The organism is Neisseria sp. KEM232 (assembly GCF_002237445.1).
Lineage (GTDB): Bacteria > Pseudomonadota > Gammaproteobacteria > Burkholderiales > Neisseriaceae > Neisseria.
On the sequence record NZ_CP022527.1, the window covers coordinates 169,550 to 191,202 of the forward strand.

Annotated in this window: 18 protein-coding genes, 1 tRNA gene, 1 CRISPR repeat array and 1 riboswitch; of the genes, 11 read left to right on the forward strand and 8 right to left on the reverse strand. The window is 56.4% G+C overall.

The window, feature by feature from the left end; all coding sequences use genetic code 11:
* Positions 1-7: 7 nt before the first annotated feature.
* A tRNA-Met gene (locus CGZ77_RS00745) sits at positions 8-84 on the reverse strand.
* 126 nt (positions 85-210) lie between these two features.
* Positions 211-309, forward strand: a riboswitch (TPP riboswitch).
* 107 nt (positions 310-416) lie between these two features.
* Between CGZ77_RS00745 and thiC the strand changes: the two genes are divergently transcribed.
* The 6 genes from thiC to CGZ77_RS00775 all read left to right on the forward strand — a co-directional run bounded on the left by thiC (position 417) and on the right by CGZ77_RS00775 (position 5,763).
* On the forward strand, positions 417-2,297 hold the full coding sequence (gene thiC, locus CGZ77_RS00750) for a phosphomethylpyrimidine synthase ThiC (protein ID WP_009427641.1): 1,881 nt from the start codon (positions 417-419) through the stop codon (positions 2,295-2,297).
* Positions 2,298-2,389: 92 nt separating this feature from the next.
* The gene (locus CGZ77_RS11865) at positions 2,390-2,533 is read left to right on the forward strand and encodes a hypothetical protein (protein WP_157697471.1); all 144 of its coding nucleotides are present in this window, start codon (positions 2,390-2,392) and stop codon (positions 2,531-2,533) included.
* Positions 2,534-2,546: 13 nt separating this feature from the next.
* Positions 2,547-3,458, forward strand: a complete 912-nt coding sequence (locus tag CGZ77_RS00755; protein WP_094030830.1) for a MoxR family ATPase — start codon at positions 2,547-2,549, stop codon at positions 3,456-3,458.
* Positions 3,442-4,383 (forward strand): DUF58 domain-containing protein, encoded by a 942-nt coding sequence (locus tag CGZ77_RS00760; RefSeq protein ID WP_094030831.1) that lies wholly within the window; start codon positions 3,442-3,444, stop codon positions 4,381-4,383. The genes CGZ77_RS00755 and CGZ77_RS00760 overlap by 17 nt, the downstream gene beginning before the upstream one ends.
* A 318-nt stretch (positions 4,384-4,701) precedes the next feature.
* Positions 4,702-5,157 carry a hypothetical protein gene (locus CGZ77_RS00770; protein ID WP_009427637.1) on the forward strand — a complete coding sequence of 152 codons (456 nt, stop codon included), beginning with the start codon at positions 4,702-4,704 and terminating at the stop codon, positions 5,155-5,157.
* Between the two features lie 63 nt (positions 5,158-5,220).
* Positions 5,221-5,763 carry a hypothetical protein gene (locus CGZ77_RS00775; protein WP_009427636.1) on the forward strand — a complete coding sequence of 181 codons (543 nt, stop codon included), beginning with the start codon at positions 5,221-5,223 and terminating at the stop codon, positions 5,761-5,763.
* 126 nt (positions 5,764-5,889) lie between these two features.
* A CRISPR array of direct repeats spans positions 5,890-7,566; the repeat unit is 21 nt; unit sequence CAGCCGCCCGAAGGCGGCTGC.
* Positions 7,567-7,755: 189 nt separating this feature from the next.
* On the opposite strand, the gene cas2 is transcribed toward CGZ77_RS00775, so the two are convergent.
* The 7 genes from cas2 to CGZ77_RS00810 form a co-directional block, all read right to left on the reverse strand.
* A complete protein-coding gene (gene cas2 / locus CGZ77_RS00780; protein WP_009427630.1) occupies positions 7,756-8,049 on the reverse strand; it encodes a CRISPR-associated endonuclease Cas2 in 294 nt (97 codons plus the stop codon).
* A 42-nt stretch (positions 8,050-8,091) separates the two neighbouring features.
* Positions 8,092-9,105, reverse strand: coding sequence for a type I-C CRISPR-associated endonuclease Cas1c (gene cas1c / locus CGZ77_RS00785; protein ID WP_009427629.1), 1,014 nt, complete (start codon positions 9,103-9,105; stop codon positions 8,092-8,094).
* Between the two features lie 344 nt (positions 9,106-9,449).
* Entirely contained in the window at positions 9,450-10,124 is a 675-nt protein-coding gene (gene cas4, locus CGZ77_RS00790) for a CRISPR-associated protein Cas4 (RefSeq protein WP_009427628.1), read from the reverse strand.
* Between the two features lies 1 nt (position 10,125).
* The gene (gene cas7c, locus CGZ77_RS00795) at positions 10,126-10,995 is read right to left on the reverse strand and encodes a type I-C CRISPR-associated protein Cas7/Csd2 (RefSeq protein WP_009427627.1); all 870 of its coding nucleotides are present in this window, start codon (positions 10,993-10,995) and stop codon (positions 10,126-10,128) included.
* A gap of 28 nt (positions 10,996-11,023) precedes the next feature.
* Positions 11,024-13,075, reverse strand: a complete 2,052-nt coding sequence (gene cas8c / locus CGZ77_RS00800; RefSeq protein WP_009427626.1) for a type I-C CRISPR-associated protein Cas8c/Csd1 — start codon at positions 13,073-13,075, stop codon at positions 11,024-11,026.
* The gene (gene cas5c / locus CGZ77_RS00805; RefSeq protein ID WP_009427625.1) at positions 13,072-13,806 is read right to left on the reverse strand and encodes a type I-C CRISPR-associated protein Cas5c; all 735 of its coding nucleotides are present in this window, start codon (positions 13,804-13,806) and stop codon (positions 13,072-13,074) included. The genes cas8c and cas5c overlap by 4 nt, the downstream gene beginning before the upstream one ends.
* A gap of 17 nt (positions 13,807-13,823) precedes the next feature.
* On the reverse strand, positions 13,824-16,307 hold the full coding sequence (locus CGZ77_RS00810) for a CRISPR-associated helicase/endonuclease Cas3 (RefSeq protein ID WP_094030832.1): 2,484 nt from the start codon (positions 16,305-16,307) through the stop codon (positions 13,824-13,826).
* Positions 16,308-16,548: 241 nt separating this feature from the next.
* Here CGZ77_RS00810 and hrpA point away from each other — a divergent pair, with 241 nt between their 5' ends.
* The 5 genes from hrpA to CGZ77_RS12355 all read left to right on the forward strand — a co-directional run bounded on the left by hrpA (position 16,549) and on the right by CGZ77_RS12355 (position 21,533).
* Positions 16,549-17,946 carry an ATP-dependent RNA helicase HrpA gene (gene hrpA / locus CGZ77_RS00815; protein WP_009427623.1) on the forward strand — a complete coding sequence of 466 codons (1,398 nt, stop codon included), beginning with the start codon at positions 16,549-16,551 and terminating at the stop codon, positions 17,944-17,946.
* A 75-nt stretch (positions 17,947-18,021) separates the two neighbouring features.
* Positions 18,022-18,846 (forward strand): CPBP family intramembrane glutamic endopeptidase, encoded by an 825-nt coding sequence (locus CGZ77_RS00820; protein ID WP_009427622.1) that lies wholly within the window; start codon positions 18,022-18,024, stop codon positions 18,844-18,846.
* A gap of 386 nt (positions 18,847-19,232) precedes the next feature.
* Positions 19,233-19,994, forward strand: a complete 762-nt coding sequence (locus CGZ77_RS00825; RefSeq protein WP_094030833.1) for an SDR family oxidoreductase — start codon at positions 19,233-19,235, stop codon at positions 19,992-19,994.
* A gap of 67 nt (positions 19,995-20,061) precedes the next feature.
* A complete protein-coding gene (locus tag CGZ77_RS00830) occupies positions 20,062-20,514 on the forward strand; it encodes an EVE domain-containing protein (RefSeq protein ID WP_094030834.1) in 453 nt (150 codons plus the stop codon).
* A gap of 77 nt (positions 20,515-20,591) precedes the next feature.
* Positions 20,592-21,533: an alpha-ketoglutarate-dependent dioxygenase AlkB gene (locus CGZ77_RS12355; RefSeq protein WP_094030835.1), complete on the forward strand. Its 942-nt coding sequence runs from the start codon at positions 20,592-20,594 to the stop codon at positions 21,531-21,533.
* The last annotated feature ends 120 nt before the right edge of the window (positions 21,534-21,653 follow it).

A 21,653-nucleotide genomic window follows, 5' to 3' on the forward strand; every position in this document is an offset into this window, starting at 1 on the left:
GGGTGTCTGGTTGCGGGGGCAGGATTCGAACCTACGACCTTCGGGTTATGAGCCCGACGAGCTACCATGCTGCTCCACCCCGCGTCAGAATTGGCGCACTATACAGACCGCCCCGAACGTTGTCAAGCGCCCGAAAGCGACCCGAGGGCTTTTTCGGCGGCAGATTGCATATCTTTACAAAACAAGCCGCCCGTGCTCTAATCTCCGCCTTCGATGAAACAGGGGTGCCGCCCGCGTGCGGGCGGCTGAGAATCACCCTTCACACCCGATCAGGATAATGCCTGCGTGGGGAGTTTCGCGGTTTTGCCTTTTCAGACGGCCTCCATCCGTATTACCTTATATATAGGTAAGACTGAGGCCGTCTGAAAAACAAACGCTCCTGTTTCCCCTTCAAGCGAGAAAACAGGAGCATTTTTATGACCGCCAAAAACAAAAACACCGGCCGTGAAGCACAAGATTTGGCCGATTTGAGCCGCGACATCGGCATCCGTTTCCCCTATCCCAACTCCCGCCGCGTCTATATAACGGGCAGCAGGGCCGACATCCGCGTGCCGCTGCGCGAAATCGATCAAGACGACACCGTCACCGCGCAGGGCACGGAGCACAATCCGCCGATTCCCGTATACGACACCTGCGGCGCATACGGCGATCCTGCCGCTGCCATCGACCTCAAAAAAGGCCTGCCGCAGATACGCACCGCCTGGATAGACGAACGCGGCGACAGCGAAATCCTGCCGCGGCTTTCCAGCCGCTACGGCAGCGAACGCGCCTGTGACCCGAAAACAGCCCATCTGCGTTTCAGCCAAATCACCCGTCCGCGCCGCGCCCGATCCGGCGGCAACGTCACCCAGCTGCATTACGCGCGCCGCGGCATCGTCACGCCCGAAATGGAATTTGCCGCCCTGCGCGAGCGCATGAGGCTGGACGAACTGTTCAGACGGCCGGAATACGCAAAGCTGCTCAAACAGCACCCCGGCCACAGCTTCGGCGCCAACATTCCCGCTCATCCCGACCAAATCACGCCCGAATTCGTGCGCCGCGAAATCGCCGCCGGCCGCGCCATCCTCCCCGCCAACATCAACCACCCCGAACTCGAACCGATGGTTATCGGCCGCAACTTCCGAGTCAAAATCAACGGCAACCTCGGCAACTCCGCCGTCACGTCGAGCCTTACCGAAGAAGTGGAAAAAATGGTTTGGGCGCTGCGCTGGGGCGCCGACACCATTATGGATTTGTCCACCGGAGCGCACATCCACGAAACCCGCGAATGGATTATCCGCAACGCCCCCGTGCCCGTCGGCACCGTCCCCGTTTACCAGACGCTGGAAAAAACGGGCGGCATCGCCGAAGACCTGACCTGGGAGCTGTTCCGCGACACCCTGGTCGAACAGGCCGAACAGGGTGTGGACTACTTCACCATCCACGCAGGCGTGCTGCTGCGCTACGTTCCGCTCACCGCCGACAGGCTCACCGGCATCGTCTCGCGCGGCGGCTCGATCATGGCCAAATGGTGTCTGGCACACCATCGGGAAAACTTCCTCTACACGCATTTCGACGAAATCTGCGAAATCATGAAAGCCTACGACGTGTCGTTCAGCCTCGGCGACGGCCTGCGCCCCGGCTGCATCGCCGACGCCAACGACGAAGCCCAGTTCGCCGAGCTGCACACCCTGGGCGAACTCACCGCCCAAGCATGGCGGCACGACGTACAGGTCATGATAGAAGGCCCCGGCCATGTCCCCCTGCAACGCGTCCGCGCCAATATGGACGAAGAACTGCGCCACTGCTTCGAAGCCCCGTTTTACACCCTCGGCCCGCTCGTCACCGACACCGCACCCGGCTACGACCACATCACTTCCGGCATCGGCGCGGCCAACATCGCCTGGTACGGCACGGCCATGCTCTGCTACGTCACCCCCAAAGAACACCTCGGCCTGCCCGACAAAGAAGACGTGCGCACCGGCATCATCACCTACAAACTCGCCGCCCACGCCGCCGATCTCGCCAAAGGCTGGCCGGGCGCACAGCTGCGCGACAACGCCCTGTCCAAAGCCCGTTTCGAATTCCGCTGGCGCGACCAGTTCCGCCTCAGCCTCGATCCCGAACGCGCCGAGAGCTTCCACGATGCCACTCTGCCCGCCGAAGGCGCGAAAACCGCCCATTTCTGCTCGATGTGCGGCCCCAAATTCTGCTCGATGAAAATCACGCAGGAAGTGCGCGACTACGCAGACCGACAAAAAGGCCTGACGCAAAAGGCCGTCGAGTTCGTCAAAAACGGCGCGCAGATTTACCGCTAGCCGCCCGTTTTCAGACGGCCTCTCTGCCGCAGAATTCATGCCAAAGGCCGTCTGAAAGCTCAGCTTCAACGAAGTGAAACACAGCCGAACCTTTGAGGCCGTCTGAAACCATCCTTTCAGACGGCCTCAACCATTCCGCAGAACGCGCATCCGAAAGGCCGTCTGAAAAACAAGGCCGTCTGAAACGGGTTTCAGACGGCCTTCATGCTACAATCCTCGCCTTTTCAACCGATTGAACGCATTACGGATATGACAGACAACATACAGGCCGCGCTTGCGCAGCTCAACCGGCTCATTTTAGGCAAAGAAGCCGTTTTGAAACAACTGATGGCCTGCATCCTCGCCGACGGCCACGTCCTGCTCGAAGACGTGCCCGGCGTCGGCAAAACCACGCTGGCGCACGGTTTGGCGGCGGTACTGGGCCTGGGTTACCGCCGCGTCCAGTTCACCAACGACATGATGCCCTCCGACCTCTTGGGCGTAAGCGTCTACCTCCCGAACGACGGCAAATTCGAGTTCCACCCCGGCCCCGTGTTCCATTCCTTCCTGCTGGCCGACGAAATCAACCGCGCCTCGCCCAAGCTGCAATCCGCCCTTCTCGAAGCCATGGAAGAGCGGCAGGTGTCGGCCGACGGCAAAACCTACCGCCTGCCGCAGCCCTTTATCGTCGTCGCCACGCAAAACCCGACCGAGCAGCTCGGCACCTTCCCCCTGCCCGAATCGCAGCTCGACCGCTTTATGATGCGCCTGAGCATGGGTTATCCCGCGCCCGAAGCGGAAAAAACGCTCTACCTCCAAGGCGACCGCCGCAACGCCCTGCCGCAGATTCAGGCCGTCTGCAACGCCGAAACCCTGCGCGGCTGGCAGCAGCATGCAGCGCATGTGCGTTTTGCCCAGGCCGCCGCCGACTATGTTTACCGCCTCGTCGAAGCGACGCGCCGCCCGGGGCAGTTTGTCACCGGCCTGAGCCCGCGCGCCGGGCTGGCGGTGGTAAACGCCGCCAAGGCTTGGGCGTTTATGCACGGACGCGGCCATGTGCTGCCCGACGACATCAAGGCCGTGTGGGTTTCCGTTGCCAACCACCGTTTGCAGCCCGTGCAGCAGGGCGCAAGCTCGGCGCAACTTCTCGCAGGCATCCTCAGCCATGTGGCCGTTCAGTAAACCCGTTCAAGCGGCCTCCGTCAGCCGCTCGCCCACCCTCGCCGCCATCCGCTGCCGCCCGACGCGGCCGGGCGTCGGCCTGCTCGCCGTCGTCGGCCTGCTGTGGCTGGTCGGCGTCAACTATCAGGTCAACCTTGCCTACGTCGCCGCCTTCTGGCTGTTTGGTTTTCTGATGGTCGGCGTGCTGCTCAACCTGCGCCAGCTCCTCGCCCTGCAAATCGACGTCGCCATGCCGCAGGAAGTGTTTGCGGGACAAAACGCCGTATTGCGGCTCACCGCAGACCACGGCGGCCGCAGCCGCTTCCTCTGGCTGTGCAGCGAAGACGACTATCTGGCACAGAGTCCGTCTGAAAACATCTGGCAGCCCTGGCGCATCGGCAAAAGCGGCGGCGCATACGAGTGGCGCATTCCCGCCCTGCTGCGCGGCCGCCTGCGCGTGCCGCCGCTGCGCACCGCCTCCGTCGCCCCCTTCGGCCTCACCGTATCGCAATGCGTGTGGCACTGGCCGAGCGACGCCGTCGTCTACCCCGCCCCCATCGACCACGCGCCGCCCGCCGCCGCCCCGCGCGACAGCGGCGAAAGCACGGAGCGCCGCCCCGCGCAGGGCGGCGACGAACCCGCCTATTTGCAGCCACACCAAGACGGCATGCCCGTGCAGAACATCGCCTGGAAAGCCTACGCCAAAACCGGCGAAATGCTGGCGAAACGCTTTGAAGAAGAAGCACCCGCAGCCGACAACCACATCATCTCCTACCGCGACTACCCGGCCGGCACGCCGAAAGACCGGCTCGCCGGCTTCCTGTGCCGCCGCGTCCTTGACGCCGAGCGCAGCGGCGCGCCCTACATTCTCGAACTGCCGCAGCGCACCGTCGCCCCGCAAAACGGCCAGCGCGAAATCTGCCTGACCGCCCTGGCCTTGTGGTAAACGGTTTGAGGCCGTCTGAAAGCCGTTTTTCCGTTTTCAGACGGCCTCGGAATAAGGCAGCCAAAAATTCGACAGTCATTTCGGAGCTTCACTGGAATTTGACTTGGAAATCCTATGCCCGTCGGCAGCCGCCGCCGATGCGGATTTTCTCGACGCATTCAGATTTGCCGGCGGCAGGGCGTGTTGACATTCAACTTTTGAAGCGGATTTTGCGGCATAAAACGGCAGATGCAAGGCGAAAATGCGAGCCTATGTGTCCATAGGCGAGTATTTTCAACGCGGCAGATGCCGTTTTAGGACGGAAAAGCCGCCAAAACGTTGAGTGTCGACACGCCCAAGTTTCCCCGTTCCTACCGCCTGTTTGCACAACGCTACGGCTGGGGCAGGACATTGGGCAATTTTCTCATCTATCTGCCTGCAGACGCCGCCTGCGATTCGTGGCAGCAGATGCGCGAAGCCGTCAAATCCGCCTATCTCGACGATTTGGCAGACTATGCGGACTACTACCCCGACGACATCGTGCAACTGATGGCACGGACAGAACCGTTTGCCCGCAGCGAATCGGGTTTCTTCCTGTTTTGGGACACCGCAAGCGGCGCCGGCCGCGACGAGTTCGACATTTACGCCACCGATTTTGTCGGCGGCTTCCATCTCTTGGGTAGCGATCTGCCCGAAATGTTCCGCAACCTGACGCGGCATGGCAGCGTATTGCAAGCCTGCTTCAACCGCGAACCCTTCCCCAACACCTTTGAGGGCTTTGACGGGATTGCCTGACAGGGGAAAGGCCGTCTGAAAGCCGCTTTTGCGTTTTCAGACGGCCTCAAACCGATAAAGCACATGAAGAAACCAATGGATTTTGCCCAAACCAATCTGTTACTCGAACAATATATCAACGGCACGCTGCAAAAATACGACCTGTTGTTCTGCCTTTTCGGCGGCAACGGGCGCGAAGTACCGCCGCAGGAGCGCAGCCGTTTCCTGCTCGAATACCTGCACCGCGTCACCGAAACGCAAAACGGCGGCGGTGCGGAATACGCGGTTATCCTGCATGAAGTGTTGTCGTGCAAAGACCCGCAGACGCTCGCCGCGTTCCAAAAACTGCTGGCGCAAGACTGGCACGAACGGCATGAAGACATCGTGACGCTGCTGGCCGAATGTCCGTCCGAATCGTCACTGCCGCACCTCGTCAAAGCCTTTGCTTTCGACCCGCCGTATGCCGACCGCTACCCCTTACAGAAAAAAATCATGTGGGCGGTATACCGCATCGCAGCAGGCGGCAGACGTGGCGCAGAAATCCTGCAGCCGCTGGCCAAATCGGCCGCACCCGAGCTGCAAAAAGAGTTCCGGCAGTTTGCCAGCAACATTGTCGCCAAGCCGTGAACGGTTTGCAAACGGAGGCCGTCTGAATGTTTTTCAGACGGCCTTTGGATTATTGCGCTAGATGTCAAAGATAATTCCCACCCACACAGCAACTATTACGCCATGATAAGCGAAGTTTCAACATAACAACTGCTTGAAGGCAGCTGCCACAACCACCACCCACCGCCGCAAAAAGCATTGCTTTTCAACACACAGCCGCCCGAATGCGGCTGCCCGACGACTTTGCCCGCCTAAACATCGACGGCCGCGTTTCAACACACAGCCGCCCGAAGGCGGCTGCACAAAAGCGTCTACGGCCTCTACAAATCGGCCGAAGTTTCAACACTCAGCCGCCCGAAGGCGGCTGCGACGGCAGACCGATATTGGTTGCCGCGTACTACGGTTTCAACACTCAGCCGCCCGAAGGCGGCTGCCGTCTGCATCGACGGCGTAGCCGCCGAGATGTGCGGTTTCAACACTCAGCCGCCCGAAGGCGGCTGCAACCGTCTGCCGCAGCACGCAAGCCCGTTGCGGTGTTTCAACACTCAGCCGCCCGAAGGCGGCTGCATCTCGTCAGATGCCCCGAGATTGTCCGGACCGATGTTTCAACACTCAGCAGCCCGAAGGCGGCTGCGGTTTTGAGCCACAGGGTGCGGTTGGCCAGCGCCTGTTTCAACACTCAGCCGCCCGAAGGCGGCTGCAAAAAACCGTTTTGCACTTGGGCGGCGTGGGGCAGTTTCAACACTCAGCCGCCCGAAGGCGGCTGCGCTAACGCCGTACCGTCCCAATCAGACGGCTGATGTTTCAACACTCAGCCGCCCGAAGGCGGCTGCTACCGCCAATTCGTGGCCGACAACGCCGCCGCGATGTTTCAACACTCAGCCGCCCGAAGGCGGCTGCGACGGTGGACGGACACGCCGCCGGCGAAGGGGACGTTTCAACACTCAGCCGCCCGAAGGCGGCTGCAAAAACTGCGAGGCCAACGTCCTCAACAACAACGTTTCAACACTCAGCCGCCCGAAGGCGGCTGCGCCGAGCAGCCAACGCCCTTTGTCTGTCCACGGTTTCAACACTCAGCCGCCCGAAGGCGGCTGCGTACTGGCCGACGGCAACACCGCACCGTACACCTTTGTTTCAACACTCAGCCGCCCGAAGGCGGCTGCGGATTGTAACGTCAAACTGAAGCGGGCTTCGGATGTTTCAACACTCAGCCGCCCGAAGGCGGCTGCGCATGGCGGATGCCGACGTGTTCAACACCTGCCTGTTTCAACACTCAGCCGCCCGAAGGCGGCTGCTGTACTTGGTCGTCTGGCCGCCCTCTTCAAATTTGTTTCAACACTCAGCCGCCCGAAGGCGGCTGCCAGGTTTCGGTTTATCGCACCCCCGATGAAAATAGTTTCAACACTCAGCCGCCCGAAGGCGGCTGCGAAGGCTCGGTCTTGATAGTTGACGAAGCATCTGTTTCAACACTCAGCCGCCCGAAGGCGGCTGCCGCCTCAAAAGCCGTATCGGGTGTGATTTCGTTGTTGTTTCAACACTCAGCCGCCCGAAGGCGGCTGCGCCCGTCAGCTGCATGGCCGCCGAAGTGACATTGTTTCAACACTCAGCCGCCCGAAGGCGGCTGCGTCTTAATGTGCTTGGTCGAACTGTGATAAAGGTCGTTTCAACACTCAGCCGCCCGAAGGCGGCTGCCGTCCCCGAACGCGAGCGGCAGGCCGTACCGTCGGTTTCAACACTCAGCCGCCCGAAGGCGGCTGCCGCGTAGCCCTAAGGGGCGTGGCGAACGAGATGGGTTTCAACACTCAGCCGCCCGAAGGCGGCTGCTGCCTTTTGCGGAACGCCCGCCGATTCAGGCTTTGAGGCCTGTTATTCGCCAACGTCGCCGCAAAAGTGCAGTGGGGGCGAGTATAGCACAGCCTTTATGCGCACCCGCCCGATAATTTCCTGATTGTTAAAGAACTGTCCCTTATCGCCAACCTGCCCGCGTTTCGGTGCGAACCGCAGGTTGGCGATTCACACCACCAGCGTGTCCTGAAACACGTCAAGCGCCGGTTTGGCGCCGTGGTGTTCGACTTTGCGCCGCCAGCGGCTGCCGAGATGGTAGAAACGCAGGCTGTCGGTTTCGGGGTTGTAGGTGTCCAGCAGCTTGGCTTTCAGTTTCACCCATTGGTCGGGCGCGATGTCGCATTCGAACACGGAATACTGCACGCGCGTGCCGTAGTCCAGGCAGTGTTTGGCGATGCGGTTGAGCCGCGCGGCGCCGGCGGGGTCTTGCAGGGAAATGTCGTAGGTAATCAGCATCAGCATGGCGGTTCTTTCAGGCTGCCTGAAGGCCGTCTGAAAACGGGTTCAGCGCATTAAAAACGGCGGATATTCGGCCAGATCGCCGCGCAGGTGGCGGGCGAGCAGCATGGCTTGGATGTGCGGCAGCAGGCCGATTTCCACTTCTTCCTGCAAAAACGGGTGGACGATTTTTTCCTGTTTTTTGCTTTGCAGACTGTGAAACAGCCGTTTGCGCGCGTCGTCTTTCAGGCTGACGGCACCGCTGCTTTCGCACACGAAGTCGTCTGTTTTGAGCTGGCCGCGGTTAATCAGGCTGAGAGCAAGACGGTCTGCCCACCAGGCGCGGAATTCTTCCAGTATGTCTTGGGCGAGGCTGTCGCGGCCGGGGCGGTCGGCGTGGAGAAAGCCCGCCTGCGGATCAAGCCCGACGCCTTGCAGTGCACCGCTGATTTCTTTGCCGATAACGCTGTACAGCAGCGACAGCAGGGCGTTGACGGCATCGCGCGGCGGGCGGCGGTTGCGACCGTTGAAAGCAAAGCCGCTGCCCTCGCGGATCAGGCTGCCAAACACGGCAAAATAACGCGCGGCGGCGTCGCCTTCGATGCCGCGCACCCAATCGAGCGAGTCGGCGCGTTTAAGCTGACGCAGGCTGCTGTTGAGCGCGGCAACGGCATCCTGAATATCTTCGCTGCCGCCGTGGTTGCGCAAACGGCGTTGCAGCACGCGCTTGGAAGCCTGGATTTTGGCGGCAACAATATTGCGGGCAACGAGAACGGGATTACGCTCGGATTGGCGGTACTGCTCGCGCCGCAGCAGGATGTTGCCGCTCTGCCGCCCCTGCAAACGCCCAAGATAGCGGCCGTTTTCGGTGAAAAAGGCGAGATTGACGCCGTTTTCGCCGCAAAAGCCCATCAGAAACGGCGACACCAGCACGTTGCCGAAGCAGAAAATATGGCCGATGGCGTGCACCGGCAGTTGCGCGACTTTTTTGCGCTCGCGCTCGACCACCAGCGTTTCACGCTCTTTGTGCAGATAGCTGCCCTGGCCGGTGATGTAAAGCGTGTTTTGCAGCTTGCGCATGGCGGATGCTCGCTTGACGGCGGCAGGCCGTCTGAAAGGAAAGGGGATGGGGACGGTTTTTGCAGGGCGGAAACGGATGGGCAGCCTGCAAGCACGTTTGCGCCGTATCGGGTTTTCAGACGGCCTTTTGCCTTCTTTTCAGGCTGCTTTTCGGTGTGGCGCCGTTTTTCCGCTGCACAGTTCAGGCCGTCTGAACGGTTTGGCTTGTGCGGCAGCTTGAAAGCGAACTTGCGCCGTATCAGGCTTTCAGGCTGCCTTTCTCTGGTTCTATTAGGGCAGCCTGAAAGTTAAGGCCGTCTGAATAGTTGAACTATGCGGCAGCCTGAAAATATTTGGAACAGCTTTCAGGCTGTTTCCGAATCCGCATCGTCTGCCGCTTCGTCGTCTGCGGTGTCGAACAGGGCGGCAGCGTAGCGGCGGGAACGGTCGCGGGACAGCAGCTTGGGCTGGCAGATTTCTGCCAGCGAACACGCCTTGCAGCGTTTGCCGTATTCGGGCGGCGGCGTTTTACCGCCGGCGAGCAGTTCACGCACGGCGGCGACGGTTTGCAGGGTTTGTTCGCGCAGGCCGTCTGAAAACACCACCGGCACGCGGTGGCGGGTTTGCCCGTACCACAGCGCGCCTTCGGCGACCGTCTGCCCGCTCATTTCTTCCAGGCATAAAGCCTGCGCGCAAAGCTGGATTTCGTCGCAAACATCCGGCTTGGGGCGGCCGCGCTTGTATTCAACAGGTTTCAGGCTGCCCGAACGCAAATCGCGCTCGACCATATCCAATACGCCGTGAATGCCCAGCCGCTCCGCCGCCACATGCACGCTGCGCTCAAAACGCACGCCCTTTCGGGTTTCCGGCTCGCCAGAATCGACGCGCTCATGCAACACCCTGCCCTGCGCAGTGAGAAAATTCTCCGCCCACGCCTGCTCGTTGTGAATCAGCGCACATTGGCGCGGGCAGAAGGCATAGTGTTGCAGAGCGGACAGGGGGATGGTGCGCTCGTCTGCTGTGGCGGTGGCAGGCTGCATATCAGAAGCCGTCAATTTCTTGGGCTTGGAGACCGTTGAGGTTATTCAAAACATAGCTGCCGTCGGCATTGACTTTCAGGCTGCCATGCACTTTGGCGGAGGAATATTGTCCTGATTTGCAGCCGTGTTCCCACCAGATGAGTTTCAGAACCTGCATGCTGCCTTCGGGGCGGGCGGATGAGGCGTCGCCTTCAAACAGCTTGGGCAGCACGGCTTTGATTTTTTCCGCATCGGCATCGGAGAAGCCGGTACGCTCGGCAAGCTGGGGGGACATTGCGCCGTAGGCAACGTAGATGCCGCTGTCCACGCGGTGCTTCATGCCCATGGTGTCAGGGCTTTTCTTAACATCACTGTCGCCATCGCCATTCACGCTTTTGGTAATTTGTGTGCTGGTAATGTTGATCGGCTCAATACTAAACGCAGAGTGAAGAGTAACAGGACCGCGAACTGCAATAGACACACCGTCTTCATCTTTGCCACTAAACGCAAAAACTTGACCAAAACTACGAACATCTACCCAGTGTTTACAGGCTTCTTTTGCAATGATGTCTTTTTTCAGATCTGATCCTTTTTGGTTTTTTTTCCCTGTCTCTTCGGTAGAGTTTTCTGTTTTCAATTGTTTGACGAAATGATCATAACGGTTTTTCAAGCTAACCATTCCGTCATCTTTTCTTTCATTTGCCTGCACGAAAATGCTCTCGCCCGCATCTTGCAGACGGTCGCGGATTTTGCGTTTCAGGCAAACATCGGTCATTTCGCCGAAACCGGCAAAGTCGGCACGCGGACGGTTACCGTTGAGCGGGTCGCCGTTGGGGTTGGCGTTTTGCACTTTGATAATCAGGGCAAAGTCGATTTTTTTGCTTAAAGACATGTCATTTTCTCCAAAGGTTTAAAAAGGATTAGTTACTTTCTGCTTGATCATCTTGCATATCTGATTGTACTTGGGCATTGACTTTATTGCGGTAAGCCATTTTTTGGCTGTGATAACCCAATAAAAATTCACCATCCAATTTGGTATCTAACGAACAGCCGGTTTGATCTCTTAATTCGTTTAACGCAGACATGATTTCATCAATTTCTTTTTCACGATTGCGTAAAAAACCCATATAACGGTTATTGCGTAAACGGTCTTTATAAGATTTGACAAGGTTTGTCTCAATTTGCAACCAAGTGCTGAGCGGATGTACTGCAAAACGCTGCATATAACGCTCGGCAGTAGTGGCACGTTCTTCATCAGCAATTCTCAATGCTGTGCTTTCCAATTTTTCTGCAACAGCCAACAACCTGCCAAACAAATAATCGCGTGAACGGTTTTCAAGATCTAAGTCCATAGAATAAATCCTCTTTTGTGATGAATCATGATGGCGGGCGCGCCAACCTTTATAAAGCGCGCAGGCGACGCCGATATTGCGCTGCCATTCCCAATGTTCGCAGCCGCTGGGATTGCAGGCAGCCTGAAAGCTTTTCTGCACCAGATCATAGGGTAGCGGCACGCTGCTGCCACCCGCAATCACGGGCAGCAGGCGGGCATAGAGTTGTTTTTTCAGGGTATCGCTGCCGCGTTTGCCATACACGGTTTCATAAACGGCATAGGGCGAAGGCGGCAGAATCGGCCAGACGGTCTGCTTTTTATTGATGCTGTGCCGTTGGTACCAAGCGGTATCGTCCACCCACGCATCCAGATTGGCGAAATAATCATCAGGCAGGAATTCCTGGTAATAGGTCAGCGCCATGCGGCCGGGCGTGGCGGAATCGAGCATCAGCAGGGAAATTTGCTCATGCTTTTCCAAATCCGCCCGATAACCGCGCATTTTCCGTTTGATGATTTCTGCGGCGGCTTTCCCGATATTGTCCGACCAGTCGATACCGCCCTCTTGGTTTTCAGGCTGCTTTTTGGCTTCGGTTTTGCCGATACTGCTGCCCAAGTTATCCAAATCCAGTTCAACAAAGGTGTCTTGCAGCGGCGAGGGAATACGCTTGCCGCTGATTGCCCAAGCGACAGTTACTTGATCGCCGAATTTAAATCCCTGACGTTTAATTAACCATTTCAGCACATTGAATGCTTTTTGAGAAACATCTCTTCCCAAAATAACAGCTTGTTTGTCTGTTAGAAAACGACCAAGAAAAGTCAAACCTCCCGTATCATTGGCAGATATTAATTTGGCATTTCCTTGAATCTTAGGGTATGCCGCTACCGGAAACTCCTGCTCTCCCGTTATGTAGCACAAATCTTTCTGGGTGCTATCTTGTTCGCTCATACTCTCTTGGTATCTAATCCAGTCTGCTTGGACGCTGTTTTTACTCCATAATTCTGCATGTGGATCACCCGGTATTTCTACTGCCCACACAATCGTAAAGCCAAACGGGTCATCTTTTTTCGACAACAAAATATCTTCTTCAATCGTGAAAACTTGATGGCTTAATAAATCCTTAATCAAAGAGCCTTTTCGTATATATTGCAAAACAGCCTGTATTTCTTTCAACCCACTAAAATCAGCCCAATCGGATAATTGCTTTTCGTAACATTCAAAACTATTTCTGAATTTTTCTTTTTCCGAATCTGCAAATTTTCTTCTGCCGTCATCGTTATCAGATAAAAAAGCCTTCCATTTTTCTCCTCCTTTTTGCGGTGCTTTTTTTTCAGCTACTTTTGAAAGATATTCAATCGTTAGATACTGCTCCGCAGTTTTAGCAATATATTGCAAGTTATCATGCAAGGCATACGGCGCAATCGTCGAACCAGATCGTTTTGATGATTTTTCTGTTACCTGAATAGGAACTTGTTTCTTGCCATCGAAGCGTTCTGCACAAACCAATTCGCCTTTATCATTTAGCACTACTTTTAAATGCGCAGCTTTAGGCATATGGAAAGGCAAAGCCAAGTCTTCATCGTCTAAATTCTGTTTTTGTGCGTACTCATAAGTTTGATACAACTTGCTCATCCAGCTCATAAGCCCAACTCCTGCGCTTCGTTTTCCACCGCTTTCAGATTCTCGCCGCGCTTAAACGGCTTTTCAGGCTGCATTTTGCGGATAAAACGGCTTTTCAGACGGCCTGTTGTGTCGTTAACGCTGGGAAATTCAATTACGCCGTATTCCATTTTAGCCTGCCAAAAACGACCGACCAGCTCGGGTTTGCCGGTTTCTTCGGGATAGCCGAAGCTGTGGAACATCAAACCGAAATCCAGATTGTCGATGCCGTCGTAAAAACCTTCGCCGCTGCGAAACTCGCACGGCTCAACATAGCCTTGGCAGTCGCGCGTACCCAGGAAAATATCCTGCCGCCCGCCGCGTTCCAGCATTCGGCGGGCGATGGCGATGTGCTTGCCGGCAATACGATCTGGCGCCAGCTCTTCCCAGTTTTCGTTCCAAGTGAAATGCGCTTCAACCTGGTATTCCACATCTTGCAAAAAGGTGTAGATAGCCAATGTATGATGATTTCCCTTCAGAGATTCCCATTGCCTAGGTTTGGTGGACTTGCTTTGCGTGCGTATCGGCTTCACCACACGGATGCGGTCTATATGCCAGATCAAGGTTGGCTTCCAATATATGCTTTTCAGTATGCCTTTTATCGCTTCATAGGTTGGCACTTGATAGCTGAATTTTTCGCCGCCGATTTTGGTAACGGGGTCGGTAAACAATGCCTGCCGCCCCCAAACGCGAAAACTGATTTTATTGTCCATATCGCTCCTTATGATTGCTATAAATCGTAAAACGTCATTTCGCCCGCTTCATCAACGCAAAGTCCGTATGCTTCGTGATAGTGCCGCTCGTCGAGATAGTAAATGCCCGAACCGGCAAGAGTTTCCCGCACTGCTTGCGCTTTTTGCAGCCGCTCCCACACATTGGGAAAAACATTCACGCTGTAACGCTGCGCCTGCGCCAATGTGCGGCGCATTTCTTTGGCATCCCATGCGCCGCACAGCTCGGCTATCAGCTCCTGTCCTTTGCCGTAGGGCACAATTACGGCACGGGTTGGCGCATCGATGGCGGCAAACGCCCTGCCTGCGCTTTTGAACGATTGCATCAACAGCGGAATAGCTTTGCCCCGTTTATTATTTTTCGGCATATAAGGATTGCGGCTGTTGTCGGAAAGCCAGTCCAAAAGGCAGCCTGAAACGCTGTTTGCAAGGGTGTAGCTCATTTCGCTGCCGCGTTGGTGGAAGTAATATTCAAAATAACGGTTCATGGCGTCGGGCTGCAAAATATCCTGTCCGTCAAACTCGCGAAACACCCGATCGGCATTAGCTTGCCCGGCGGTGATATCGGGCAAAACTTTGGAAAAATCCGGCTCTTGCAGATTAAGCACATACACCTGCCCTTTATCGGTATTTTCGCCGTTGCGGTTGCAGCGTCCCGCCGCTTGGGCAATGCTGTCCAGCCCGCCCAAGGCGCGGATCACGCAAGCCATGGAAATATCGACGCCCGCCTCTATCAGCTGGGTGCTGATACAGAGCACGGGCTTGCCGTCTTGCAGGCGTTGTTTAATGACATCGAAAATCGCCCTGCGGTGCGCGGCGCATTGGTTGGTGCTGAGATGAAACAGGGCGTCGCTCGGTACGTTTTGCCGACGGCAGTATTGGTAAAGCTCCTGCGCCCAGCGTTTGGTATTGACGACAAACAGGCAGCTTGAGGCCGTCTGAAAACGTTCCAGCAAAAACGCGCCCGCCTCGTCCACCGACCAGCCGCCCGCTTTCAGCTTGGGGATGATTTCCACGCGCGACAAACCGGCAAACAAGATGTCCAAATCCTGCCCGCCACCCATGATTTCGGCGTCTTTTGCCAATTTCAGGCTGCCTAATTCGGGATTGGGAACCTGTCCCAGCAAAGGCTGCGTGGCGGTACACAAAACCGCGCTGCTGCAGCCGTATTGCGCCAGCCAGTTGAGCACATTGCAAAACAGGCGCACACATTTCACAGGTAAGGTTTGGATTTCGTCAAAAACCAGCACGCTGCGGGTCATTGCATGAACATGCCGCACCCCGCGCGTACCGCCGCCAAACCATGCATCCAGAAACTGCACCATGGTGGTGAACACAATGGGTTTGTCCCAGTTTTCGGACAACAGCTTGTCTTGCCAGCTTTGTTGTTCGGGTTCCAAATTGGAATGATGTTCGAGCACCCAATCCGCACCCAGAATATCCCGCACGGCGCGGGCGTTTTGATCGATGATGGAAGTGTAGGGAATGATATAGATAATGCGGTCGAGCCGGTGCTTTTGCGCATGGTGCAGCGCATAACGCAGGCTGGCGAGCGTTTTGCCGCCACCGGTGGGAACGGTTAGCGTATAGATTCCCTGCAGATCGCCGGATCGGCGCAGGCAGGTATCGGAAATATCGCGGCGGATTTTGTCGATAGGATAACGGACGGGAAACTGCGCAAGATGCGCTTCCAGCTTGTCAATGGCGGCCTGCCAATCCGGCATTTCAGCAAAGCGGCGCACATCTTTCTGCGCTTCACGCTCAAAATCCGCGCTGTTGATACGGTCGGCATCGATCAAGCAGCTAAAAAGAAAACGGGTGAAACAGCCAAGATAAAACTCTTCAATTTTGTGCGGGGTTCTAATCTCGCCATGTTTTCTTTCTTTATTAAACGACTCGCTCATTGGCCGAATAATCGCATCCAACGCAGTCAGCATTTCTTTAAGCAAAGCCTCGCCAGCCAAGGATTGCGCCTGTTGCAAAACGGATTTGTCGGCGACCTGTTCACACTGCGCCAAATGCGTCAGCGCATCGTCTTTATTAAAGCGCTTGCGCCAAACCGCCTCTCCGTTATCAGGATCCAAACAGTCAATCAGCCCCGCCCCATGATGCGAGGCAATGCATAAGCCAAGCATCTGCCCGAACAGTTCGCCGATGCCGTATTGCGCCCAAAACACTTTCAGACGGCCATAAACCCATTGCGCACCCGCCGTGGAATGATCAACCTTGCTGTCCGTTGGCGTGTTTTCTTCTTCATCCGCATCAGGATCAAGCAAGCCCGTGGCATGGCGGATATAGCTTTGGAACTTTTCGGAATATTTGCCGAAATCATGCATCAGCCCGAGCAACTTGCCCGCCATACCCAAACCCAACTTGGCAGCAAGCAGCCCCGCTATTTCAGCCGTTTCCGCAAGATGCGTTTCAAGCAGCTGCTGCTCTCCGTCTGCCTTTCGTACATGAGCGATAAATTGGTTATCAGACACGGTTTTCCCCGTTTAATTCGTAGATTTGGTTGTTGTTATTCGTTTGCGGTCTGCAAATATGCAAATAACTTAATATTTATTAACGAATAATATCACAACAAACAAATTATTTACATTTCTCCTTGCACCTATCTCCATCCTAAACGACTGTTCCTATACAAAAAGGCCGTCTGAAAGCTTTCCAGACGGCCTTTGGGCTATAATTCCGCCCTTTGTTTTCCCTGAAATTTCATACACAACCATGCTCCAGCCCGACTTCACCCAAGTGCTCTCCAAAGACCGCCATTTCCTGCAATCCGCCTTTAAAAACCCGAAAAAATACGGCGGCCAAGCCAAAGTCGAAGAAAAATACCAAAAATCCCACGATATTTTCTTAAAACGCCAAGCCGCGTTGCCCAAGCCTGAGTTTGATAACACCCTGCCCGTGCACGAGCGTTTGGACGACATCAAAACCGCCATTCAAAACAATCAAGTAACGATTATCTGCGGCGAAACGGGTTCGGGCAAAACCACCCAGTTGCCCAAAATCTGCCTGGAACTCGGGCGCGGGGCGGCGGGGTTGATCGGACACACGCAGCCGCGCCGCCTTGCCGCGCGTTCGGTTGCCGAGCGCATTGCCGAAGAGCTCGGGCAGCCCATCGGGCAGGCGGTGGGCTACAAAGTGCGTTTTAACGACAACACCTCGCGCGACGCCAGCATCAAGCTGATGACCGACGGCATCCTGCTTGCCGAAACGCAAACCGACCGCTATCTCGCTGCCTACGACACGCTGATTATCGACGAAGCGCACGAACGCAGCCTGAATATTGATTTCCTGTTGGGTTATTTGAAACAGCTTTTGCCGCGCCGCCCCGATTTGAAAGTCATCATCACCTCGGCAACCATAGACGCCGAACGTTTTTCCCAACACTTCAACGGCGCACCCGTATTGGAAGTGTCGGGGCGCACCTATCCCGTAGAAATCCGCTACCGCCCGATTAACGAGCGTGATGAAGACGAAGCGGAAATCGACATTCCCGAAGCGATTGTGGACGCGGCGGACGAACTCGCGCGGCTGGGCGACGGCGACATTCTCGTCTTCCTGCCCGGCGAGCGCGAAATCCGCGAAGCCGCCGAAGCCCTGCGAAAATCCCCGCTGCGCCGCAACGACGACATTCTGCCCCTGTTCGCCCGCCTTTCCGCGCAGGAGCAGCACAAAATCTTCCACCCCACAGGTTCGCAGCGGCGCATTATTTTGGCGACCAACGTTGCCGAAACCTCGCTCACCGTGCCGCGTATCAAATATGTGATTGATACGGGTTTGGCGCGCGTCAAACGCTATTCCGCCCGCGCCAAAGTGGAGCAGCTGCATGTGGAAAAAATCTCCCAAGCCGCCGCCCGCCAGCGTTCGGGGCGATGTGGACGCGTGTCGGCGGGCGTGTGCATCCGCCTGTACGCCGAAGACGATTTCAACCAGCGCAGCCCGTTCACCGACCCCGAAATCATCCGCAGCAACCTCGCCGCCGTCATCCTGCGCATGGCAGCCTTGAAACTCGGCGACGTGGCGGCATTCCCGTTTTTAGAAGCACCCGACCAGCGGTATATCAACGACGGGTTTCAGGTGTTGCTGGAATTGGGGGCGGTGGAAGAGGCCGTCTGAAAGGGGATAGGCAGCCTGAAAGGCAAAATATCGTATTTTTTGAAACCATAGATAACCATAGAAAGCAGGCACGCCATGAACATCTTAAGCAAATACAACCGCCCCGTTTTCTTCTATTTCTGGTCTATGCTGATTCCCGCCGTGCTGTGGTTCGGCATGGCGTATTTGAGCCACCTGCCCGCGCAGACGGACGCCGCGCAAGTGGGGCAGATTGTTTTGGGCATTGCGGGCTTGGTGTCGCCGATGCTGGTTGCGCTGCATTTGTTCCGCCAAGACGCTGATTTGTGGAACGATTTGAAACGCCGCCTGTCTTTGCACCGGCATTTTTCGCCGCTTGCCGTCGGGCTGGTTTTGCTGCTGACCTACGGCTCAATTATGGCGGCGCAGGCGGTTTCTACATTGTTTGGGTATAGCTGGGCGCAGTTTCATATTTCGGGGCAGCCGTCTTTTCAGTCTGCCTTTGTCTCCGCATGGTTTGTGCTGACTTTTGCCCCGCTGGTTGAAGAATTGGCGTGGCACAGCTATGGCACGGATGCGCTGTTGCGAAAATTCAGCCTGTTTTCCGCTTCCATGATTTTCGGCGTGTATTGGGTGGTGTGGCATCTGCCGCTGGCTTTTGTGAAAGGCTATTACCACAGCAATGTGGTTGCCGAAGGCGCGTTGGCGTCGGTTAATTTTGCTGCCAGCGCATTTCTGTTTGTGCTGATTATGAACTGGCTGTACTGCAAGTTCGGGCGCAATATTTGGATAAGCGTGCTGTTTCATTTGGCTGCCAACACGGCCAACGAAATTTTTGACACGCACCCCGACACCAAAATCATACAAACCTTGATTTTCCTGCTGTTTGTGATGGTGTTGATTGCCAAAGACCATAAATTGTTCTTTGCTAAATACAAGTAGGTCGGGCATTCATGCCCGACAACTGCCGGTAAATTTAAAAAACGTCGGGTATCAATGCCCGATACGCCGTCTGAAAACCCAAAGGCAGCCTGAAACTTTTATCAGGCGCAAACCTGCCCACCTGCCGTCATTCCCGCGCAGGCGGGAATCTTGTTTGATGCTTGGAAATTTTTGAAAAAACAAACTATTGGTTAAATCTACTAAGATTCCCGTCTGCTCGGGAATGACGTCGGCGGGGTATGGTTCAACAATTTTCAGGCTGCCGAAAAGGCCGTCTGAAAGCCCCAAAGGCAGCCTGAAAACTCCGCAAGAATCGGGTCGTCTGCCTGTGGTCTTTTCCTTAAAATCCGCGCTGTTACCAAACAACTGACAGAAAAGGAAAAACCATGCAAAACGATTTTTTGAATTTGAGCGGCAAAGTTGCCGCTGTCATCGGCGCATCGTCGGGCATCGGCAGGGCAACGGCCTTGCTGTTGGCAAAACAGGGTGCGGCGGTAGTGTTGTGCGCGCGGCGCGCGGACGAGTTAGCGCAAACGGCAGCATTGATACACGAAGCGGGCGGCAGGGCGGAGATGGTAGTAGGCGATGCGCGCCAATCTGCAACCCATGCAGCGGTGGTGCGCACGGCAGAGCAGGCTTTCGGCGGGCTGGATATAGCCGTGAACAACGTCGGTGCGCTGGGTGCGTACAAGCCGCTGGCCGAGCTCTCGCCCGATGAATGGCGCGACACGTTGGACAGCAACCTCACCACCGCATTTTTGGGCGCGCGCAGCCAAATCCCGGCGATGCTGGCGCGCGGCGGCGGTGCGCTGGTGTTCACGTCCAGCTTCGTCGGCAGCAGCGTTGCCCTGCCGAACCTGTCGGCTTACGGCACGGCAAAAGCGGCGTTGAGCGCGTTGGCAAAAGGCATTACCGCCGATTACGCGGCGCAGGGCATCCGTGCCAATGTGGTACTGTCGGGCGGTGCGGACACCGACATGGCAGGCAACGCAGAGCAGAAAGTGTGGGCGGCAGGGCTGCATGCGGTCAAACGCATCGCCCAGCCTGAAGAAATTGCCTCGGTGATTGCTTTTCTTGCCAGCCCGGCGGCAGGTTTCGTTACCGGCGCGTCGCTGTTTGCCGACGGCGGCAATGCGTCGGTGAAATAGGGTTTTGCCCGACGGCGTTTCAGGCTGCCTGAAATGCCGTCGGGCACCTTCAATCACAGGAGCATATGTGAAATATTGGATAGGCACAGTTTCCCAAGAACACGTTTTACGCGGTGTCGCAGGCGGCTTTTGCCAAGTCTGCCACGGCAAAGCCGCCCCGCTCAACCGCATGAAACGCGGCGACTGGCTGCTGTATTACAGCCCCAAAATCCGTTTGGACGGCAACGAAAAGCTGCAAGCCTTTACCGCGTTCGGGCAAATTCTGGACGACAGAGCCTATCCGTTGCAGATGAGTGAAACTTTTATCCCGTTTCGCCGCAATGTGGCGTATGCCCAAATTGTGCGCGATTGTCCGCTAGACATCGCCCGCCAGCATGGCGAATGGAAACAATACGCCAGCCTGCTGCGCTACGGGCATTTTGAAATTTCGCAAGATTTTTTTAACCGGGTTACAAGCTATATGCTCAGGCAGCCTGAAAACGCATCCGCACCCAATCCACAGCAAGCAAGTTTGTTTTAACGTTTCAGGCTGCCTGAAATACTGTCGGGCAAACTGCAAAAGCGTTTTTCCTTTATCTAAAACAAACTGGAAATACGATGACTCCCGCCGAACAAATCCAATTCGCCCGCATCGCCGCCGCGATAGAGTTTCTCTACGACCACCACCGCGAGCAGCCCGACCTGGCCGCCGTTGCCGCACACGTCCACCTCAGCCCGCAGCACTTGCAGCGGCAATTTCAGCAGTGGGCGGGCATCAGCCCGAAAAAAATGCTGCAACACATCAGCATCGAAAACGCCAAGCGCATCCTGCACGCCCAAGGCAGCGTGCAGGATGCCGCGCTGGCAAGCGGCCTAAGCGGCACCGGGCGGCTGCACGACCTCTTTACCACTATAGAAGGCATGACCCCGGGCGAATACAAAAACGGCGGCGCCGGCCTGCAAATAGACTGGCAGCTCGTCGCCAGCCCCTACGGCAGCGTGTTGGTCGCCAACACCGGCAAAGGCATCTGCTTCCTCAGTTTCGCCGACGAACCCGCCGCCGAACGCCCGCGCCTGCAAGCCCTTTTCCCCAATGCCGAACTGCGCAACGCCGCCAGCCAAGTCGCATGGTACGGCGAGCAGAACTTCGCCTACACCTATTCAGGCGCGACCCGCACCGCGCAGCCGTGGGACAGCGTGCTATCCGACATCAAACAGCAGGTAGAACAACAGCTTGCCGCCGTCAGCCCCACCTGTTTCAACTCCTGTCTGCTCAACCGCTACGCCGACGGCAGCCAAGGCATGGCGTGGCACAGCGACGACGAAGCCTGCTTGGGCAAAAACACCGTTATCGCCTCCGTCAGCTTCGGCGCGACCCGAAAATTTGCCTTCAAACACAAACAAACGCAGGAAAAACGCGAACTCATGCTGCAACACGGGCAGCTTATTGTCATGCGCGGCAGCACCCAAACCCACTGGCGGCACGCCGTGATGAAAAGTAGCAAAATCCAAACCCCGCGTATCAACTTGACCTTCCGCACCATGCTGCCGCAGGGCTAGGTTTTTGGTTTTCAGACGGCGTTTTCAGGCAGCCTGAAAAATACCGATACCGTCTGAAAACAGCGCACGCCCTGCGCAAGCAACACTCAGGCAGCCTGAAACCCGCCGCCGTCATTCCAG